This window comes from Mycobacterium sp. NPDC003449, from assembly GCF_053588415.1.
In genome coordinates, this window is sequence record NZ_JBSFPX010000310.1 from 1 (window position 1) to 5,028 (window position 5,028).

The 5,028-nt window shown below is 68.5% G+C and carries 5 protein-coding genes; all 5 read left to right on the plus strand.

Going from position 1 to position 5,028, the window contains the following annotated elements:
* The coding region (locus ACWDTP_RS37270; protein WP_450028238.1) for an FAD-dependent monooxygenase at window positions 1-800 on the plus strand (800 nt) is incomplete at its 5' end.
* Window positions 748-1,671 (plus strand): 3-carboxyethylcatechol 2,3-dioxygenase, encoded by a 924-nt coding sequence (locus ACWDTP_RS37275; protein ID WP_450028239.1) that lies wholly within the window; start codon window positions 748-750, stop codon window positions 1,669-1,671. The genes ACWDTP_RS37270 and ACWDTP_RS37275, both read left to right, overlap by 53 nt.
* Window positions 1,668-3,431, plus strand: a complete 1,764-nt coding sequence (locus tag ACWDTP_RS37280) for an FAD-binding protein (RefSeq protein ID WP_450028240.1) — start codon at window positions 1,668-1,670, stop codon at window positions 3,429-3,431. The genes ACWDTP_RS37275 and ACWDTP_RS37280 overlap by 4 nt, the downstream gene beginning before the upstream one ends.
* Window positions 3,432-3,446: 15 nt before the next feature.
* On the plus strand, window positions 3,447-4,757 hold the full coding sequence (locus tag ACWDTP_RS37285) for an LLM class flavin-dependent oxidoreductase (RefSeq protein WP_450028241.1): 1,311 nt from the start codon (window positions 3,447-3,449) through the stop codon (window positions 4,755-4,757).
* Between the two features lie 8 nt (window positions 4,758-4,765).
* Window positions 4,766-5,028: SDR family NAD(P)-dependent oxidoreductase (locus ACWDTP_RS37290; RefSeq protein WP_450028242.1), on the plus strand; the 263-nt coding region annotated here is incomplete at its 3' end.

Below are 5,028 nucleotides of genomic sequence, written 5' to 3' on the forward strand. Positions count from 1 at the left end.
GCTACAACAGCGGCATCCGCGACGCCGCCAACCTGGGCTGGAAGCTGGCCGCGGTGGTCAACGGCCAGGCCGGCGGGGAGCTGCTGGACAGCTACGATGCCGAACGCCGCAAGCATGCCAGGGCGATGATCGACCTGTCCACCATGGTCGGTCGGGTCATCTCACCCACCGATCGCAAGGTGGCGGCATTGCGGGACAAGGTGATCCGTGGTGCGTCGGTGGTCCCGACGCTCAAGCGCTATGTGCTGGAGATGCGGTTCAAACCGATGCCGCGCTATGAGCAGGGTGCGGTCTACCACCCGCGGCCGCCCACCGCGGCCTCCCCGGTGGGCACCCTGTTCATCCAGCCCCGGGTAGACACCCGCGCACGGCCCGACGTGCTGCTCGACGATGTGCTCGGCCCGGGTTTCGCGGTGCTGTTCTGGAACAACAATCCGCGAGCGTTGCTGGGCGCCGAGGCCTTCGAACGGTGGAAGGCGCTGGGCGCCAGGTTCATCGCGGCCCGGCCGCAGACTCAACTGCACTGGACCGGACACGACGACCCCGACGTGGAGATCGTCGGCGACCGCACCGGTGCACTCAAGTCCTGGTTCGACGGTCACGCCGAATCGGTCCTGGTGTTACGCCCGGACCGGTGCATCGCCGGGGCCGACATCGCCCAGCGCGCACCCGAACTGAGCGCCGCACTGTTCGACGTGCTGCACCTGACGCGGGGAGGAGGTAACGGTGCCAGTAGCCCTGTGCTGTATGTCCCACAGCCCACTGCTGAATCTTCCGGGACCGTCGGCCGAACTCCTTGACGACATCGGAACCGGACTGGCCGCGGCGCGAAAGTTCGTGGCCGACTTCGATCCCGAACTTGTCGTCACATTCGCACCCGACCACTACAACGGATTCTTCTACCGGCTGATGCCCCCGTTCTGCATCGGAACCGCCGCCTCCGGCGTCGGGGACTACGGGACGCACCGGGGTCCGCTCGACGTCGACGCTGACATCGCGCAGGCCTGCGCGCAGGCGGTCTGGGAATCCGGTGTCGACGTCGCGATCTCGTCGAGCATGGACGTCGACCACGGCACCGTCCAACCGTTGCAGGAACTGTTCGGCGAGGCGACCGCACGCCCGGTGGTGCCGATCTTCATCAACTCGGTCGCCACCCCGCTCGGTCCGTTGTCGCGGTCCCGCGCGCTCGGATCCGCGGTCGGCGGTTACCTGGCGATGCTCGGGAAACGGGTGCTGGTACTGGGATCGGGTGGACTGTCGCATGACCCACCCGTCCCCACCCTGGCCACCGCGCCGCCCGCGGCGCTGGACCGGATCGTGCACGGGGCCCCGATGACGGCCGAGCAGCGGATGGCCCGCCAAACCGCGGTCAGCCGGGCGGCGCACGACTTCGCCACCGGGGACAGTCCGCTGCGCCCGCTGAACCCGGAGTGGGACGCCCGCCTGCTGGAAACCCTCGACGCCGGCGGGCTCACCGAATTCGACGGCTGGTCCAACGACGACATCGCCGCCGAAGCCGGCAATTCGGCCCATGAGATCCGCACCTGGGTGGCGGCGTTCGCCGCGCTCGGCGCGCTCGGGCCCTACCGCACCGGAAACCATTTCTACCGGGCGGCACCGGAATTGATCGCAGGATTCGCAATCAGGACGGCGGTACCCACCACACCATGACTTCAGACACTTTCGACCACACCGTCGATCTGCTGATCGTCGGCTCCGGCGGCGGCGGGATGACCGCCGCGCTGGCCGGCGACGCCTCCGGGCTGGACACCCTGGTGGTGGAGAAGTCGCCGAGGTTCGGCGGGTCCACCGCGTTGTCGGGGGGCGGGATCTGGGTGCCCGGCGCACCCGCACAGCGCCGGGCCGGTTATGTTCCGTCCCCGGACGGGGTCGTCGAATACCTCAAGCAGATCACCGACGGCACGGTCAGCGACGCCCGGCTGCGGCAGTACGTCGACACCGCGCCGGAGATGATGGACTTCCTCGAACACACCAGTGACTGGTTCGAATTCGTCTGGAAACCCGGCTATGCCGACTACTACCCGGAACTGCCCGGCGGTTCGGCACTCGGCAGCACCATCAACGTCCCGGCCATCGATCTGCGCAAGCTGGGCGACGAGGAGCAGCACCTGCTGGCCCCGCTCGCCCTGGCGCCGAAGGGGATCTGGTTCGGACCCAAGGACCTTCGGCTGTTCTACCAGGTACGGCAGAGCTGGCGGGGCAAGGCGGTACTGGCCAAGCTGATCTGGCGGATGTTCCGGGCCAGGGTGTTCGGCGACCGGATGGCCGCGATCGGCCAGTCGCTGGCGGCCCGGATGCGCCTGGCGATGAAGCAGCACGGGATCCCGCTGTGGCTCGACGCACCGATGACCGAACTGATCACCGGGGAGGGCGGCACCGTGCTCGGCGCGGTGGTGGAGCGGGACGGCACCGCGCTGCGGGTCCGGGCCCGGCGGGGCGTGATCCTGGCCTCGGGCGGATTCGACCACGATATGGCCTGGCGCAAGGAACATCTGCCGGTGCTGGAACAGGATTGGAGCTTCGGCAATCCGGCCGCCACCGGCGACGGCATCAGGGCCGGCGAGAAGGCTGGCGGATCAACCGATCTCCTCGACGAGGCGTGGTGGTTTCCGGCGATCTGCTGGCCCGACGGGCGGTTGCAGTTCATGCTCAACGAGCGGATGATGCCATCGCAGTTCGTGGTGAACGGGGACGGCAACCGGTTCATCAACGAGGCCGCGCCGTACATGGATTTCGCCCACGCCATGATCGAGGGCCAGCAGTCGGGCACCACCCACATCCCGTGCTGGCTGGTCACCGATATCGACTCGTTCCACCGCTACGTGGTGGCCGGGCATCTGCCCATTCCCAAGGTGCCGTTCGCCCCGGTGCCGACCGGCCGCAGGGTGCCGCGCGCCTGGCTGGAGTCCGGGGTGGTCCACGAGGCGCACAGCTTCGAAGAACTCGCAGGCAAGATCGGCGTTCCCGCCGGGAACCTGCGGGCCACCGCCGAGCGGTTCAACCAGCTGGCCCGCTCGGGTCATGACGACGATTTCAACCGCGGGGACAGCGCCTACGACAATTACTACGGCGATCCGACCCTGCCCAATCCGAATCTGCGCCCGCTCGGCAAGCCGCCGTACTACGCGTTCCAGATCGTCCCGGGCGACCTCGGCACATCGGGCGGATTGCGCACCGACGAGTACGCCCGGGTGCTGCGCGGTGACGAGACCGTGGTACCCGGCCTGTACGCCGTCGGGAACGTCTCGGCGGCGGTGATGGGGCGCAGCTATGCGGGGGCCGGGGCCACCATCGGCCCGGCCATGACATTCGGCTACATCGCCGCCAAGCACATCGCCGCCAACCACACCTCGGCCGACTCCTCGACCGACCCCTCGACCGATGACGCCCTACCGCACCGGATTTCCTAGGAGGACAAAGAAAATATGAAGATCTCTCTCTTCTACGAGTTCGCCCTGCCCCGCCCGTGGGCGCCCGACGACGAGCGCGATCTCTTCGTCGACGGACTGGCCGAGGTCGAGGCCGCCGACAAGGCCGGCTTCTCGACCGTGTGGCTCACCGAACACCACTTCCTCGAGGAGTACTGCCACGCGACCGCACCCGAGATCTTCCTGGCCGCGGCGAGCCAGCGCACCAAGGACATCCGGCTCGGTTTCGGCATCATGCATCTGCCGCCCGCGGTCAACCATCCGGCCCGGGTGGCCGAACGTGTCTCGACCCTGGACCTGATCTCGGGGGGCCGGGTGGAGTTCGGTACCGGCGAATCCTCCTCGGTCGGCGAACTCGGCGGGTTCGGCATCGACCCGGCCGACAAGCGCACCCAGTGGGAGGAGGCGCTCGAGGTGTCGCTGCGGTGCATGACCGAGGAGCCGTTCACCGGGTTCAAGGGCCAGCACATCGAGATGCCCGCCCGCAACGTCGTCCCCAAACCCGCGCAGAAGCCGCATCCACCGGTGTGGGTGGCCTGCACCCGGCCGTCCTCGGTGCAGATGGCCGCCCAGAAAGCCATCGGCGCACTGAGTTTCGCCTACACCGGGCCCGGACCCCTCAAAGAACGGGTGGACGGCTACTACCAGGAATTCGAAGAGAAGGGGGCGCCGGTCACGCCGCTGATGAATCCGAACATCCTGGCCATCGGCGGTGACCTGTCGATGATGGTGGCCAAGACCGACGAGCAGGCCGTGCAGCGCCTCGGCGTCGGCGGCGGATTCTTCTCGTTCGGCATCATGCACTACTACATGACCGGCACCCACACCCCTGGCCGCACCCAGGTGTGGGAGCGCTATCTCAAAGACGTCGAAGCCGATCCGACGCTGGCCTACGGCCCCGGCCGCGGCGCCATCGGGTCACCCGACACGGTCCGGGAATTCCTGCGTGGCTACGAGGAGAGCGGGGTCGACGAGATCATCCTGCTGCTCAACCCGCGCAGTCACGAGGGCACGATGGAATCGATCGAACTGATGGGCAAGGAGGTGCTGCCCGAGTTCATCGAACGCGATGCGAAAGCCGTGGCGGCCAAGGCCAAACGGCTCGAGCCGGTCCTGGAGAAGGTCGAGGCCCGTCGCGAGGCCTCGCTGGCACCGGAATTCGACGAGGACTACTCGTTCGGTGGTCTGCCCACCGGCCGCGGCGGCAAGTTCACCGCGAGCGAGATCCCCGAGGCGATGGCCGAGATGAACGAGGGTCGGGTGCAGGCGGCCAAGGACGAGAAGGCCGCACGCGAGCAGGCCGATTGAGGCCGGACATGCTGTGGCGCTACGACGGTCGCAGGGTCGTCGTGACGGGGTGCGCGTCGGGTATCGGCGCGCATCTCGCGGCGCAGTTGGCCGAACTGGGCGCCAGGGTGACCGGGCTGGACCGGCGTGAACCCGATTCGCCGCCCGTCGAGTTCGTCGAGGTCGACCTCGCCGAGCCGGCCTCGGTGGGGGGGGGGGGCGGCCCCGGCGGCGGGGCGGGGGGGGCGCGTGTTCTCGTGGGGGGGGGGGGGGTGGGTGTTGGGGTTTTGGG

Coding starts and splice junctions, on each gene's coding strand:
- ACWDTP_RS37275 (WP_450028239.1), top strand. CDS start 748: ATGTCCCACAGCCCACTGCTGAATCTTCCGGGACCGTCGGCCGAACTC.
- ACWDTP_RS37280 (WP_450028240.1), top strand. CDS start 1,668: ATGACTTCAGACACTTTCGACCACACCGTCGATCTGCTGATCGTCGGC.
- ACWDTP_RS37285 (WP_450028241.1), top strand. CDS start 3,447: ATGAAGATCTCTCTCTTCTACGAGTTCGCCCTGCCCCGCCCGTGGGCG.